The organism is Mesorhizobium sp. M2C.T.Ca.TU.002.02.1.1, from assembly GCF_003997225.1.
In genome coordinates, this window is the sequence record NZ_RZTO01001124.1 from 1 (window position 1) to 1,518 (window position 1,518).

At 62.7% G+C, this 1,518-nt stretch carries 1 protein-coding gene and 2 pseudogenes; 2 read left to right on the forward strand and 1 reads right to left on the reverse strand.

The annotated features are described in order from the left end of the window. Nucleotides 1–88 (forward strand): annotated as a pseudogene (locus EOD07_RS33960) (carbon monoxide dehydrogenase); the annotation flags it as partial. 205 nt (nt 89–293) lie between these two features. After that, entirely contained in the window at nt 294–1,316 is a 1,023-nt protein-coding gene (locus EOD07_RS33965; RefSeq protein ID WP_127238314.1) for an acyltransferase, read from the forward strand. Here the strand turns inward: EOD07_RS33965 and EOD07_RS33970 are convergent. Beyond that, nucleotides 1,317–1,518, reverse strand: a pseudogene (locus tag EOD07_RS33970) (hypothetical protein); the annotation flags it as partial.

The following is a 1,518-nucleotide window of genomic DNA, read 5'->3' on the forward strand; positions in this document are numbered from 1 at the left end:
GATGAGCGACATCCATGCCTCCGCCGACTACCGCGCCAATCTGATCGCGGTGATGGCCAAGCGCGCCGTGGCCGCGGCAAACGCCTGAACGGCGACGCCGCGGATCAAGGAAGGCGCCGCATCGGCCCCTTTTTCTTTGCCATAACAAAGGTTTGACCGGAAACGCCGGTCAAATTGCAGCTTCGCACTTGCACAAAGTTATCCCGCACTGCAAAATATATCCGGCGGGAATACCAGAGGGTCCCGGACGCGGGCGACGCGTCGCTACGGACCTCGAGTTGCGAAGGCACGGTATGACCGACATCTCCGCAGCGTCCGTTGCTCTGCCGCGGACCGCCGCCGACAGCGAAGCCAGGACAAGACTTGCCTTTCTCGACGGCTGGCGCGGCCTGTCGATCGCCCTGGTGCTGATCGGCCATTTCTTTCCGGTCCCGGGAATCAATCTCGGCGTCCTCGGCGTTGAGTTCTTCTTCGTGCTGAGCGGCCGGCTGATGGGCGAGATCCTGTTCATCGAGCGCTTTCCGCTGAAGAAATTCTTCAAGCGGCGTTTCTCGCGCATCTATCCAGCGCTGCTTGTGTTCGTGATCGCTGCCATGATCGGCCTTGCCGGCACCTACATCGCCTTCAAGTGGAAGGCGGCGCTGACGGCGCTGACCTTCACCTACAATTATGCCGGCATCTTCATCAATCGCGCCGGCGCGCTCGACCATATCTGGTCGCTCTGTGTCGAGGAGCACTCCTATATCCTCTTGGCGCTGATCAGCGTGGTGGTTCCCGGAAGGGCGAATGTCGTGCGGCTGCTGCTCGTGCTGGCGCTGCTGGCAATGGCCAACGGCGCCATTTCGTACGGGGTTCTCGGCATGGGCTACGAGACCACCTACTGGCGCACCGACGTGCATATCGCCTCGATCCTGTTGTCCGCCGCGATCTGCCTGCTCAAGGCCGACGGGCGCCTGCCGGCTTTCCTGAAGAGCCGCTATGTGGCTCTTGCGGCCGCGGCCGCGGGCGTTCTGCTTTTCAGCAACCCGATACCGACGCCTCTGCATTACACCCTCGCCGTGCCGCTTCTGGCTCTGGCGGTCAACACGCTCGACTTCGCTGGCGGTACTCTGAAAGGACCGTTGTCATCGCGGCCGATGGTGATGCTCGGGCTGTGGTCCTACTCGCTTTATCTCTGGCAGCAGCCTTTCTACAAATTCGTCGATGAGCGCGGCAGCGCGCCGATCCCGATGCTGGCGGCCGTGTTCGCCTGCGCGCTCGCGAGCTACTACATCGTCGAAAAACCCGCTCGCGGCTGGCTCAACCGAAACTGGTGATCAAGCAGGTTTCGTCGCTCGTTGCGCAGCGAGATAGCGGCGAAGCCCGGCTTCGCCGCGCGGCGTGGTCCAGCGGTGGTTCCAGGCGAAGGCTGGTTTCAGAAGCGGCGCCAGAAATTTGAGGATCGGCCTCTCGACCGTGACCTGCCAAACCAGATCGACATGGGTTCCGGCTCCGGCCGGCGACAGCTCCGCCCGCCAC

Bases quoted from the DNA above. Each gene is read 5' to 3' on its own strand.
- EOD07_RS33965 (WP_127238314.1), top strand. From the start codon at position 294: ATGACCGACATCTCCGCAGCGTCCGTTGCTCTGCCGCGGACCGCCGCC.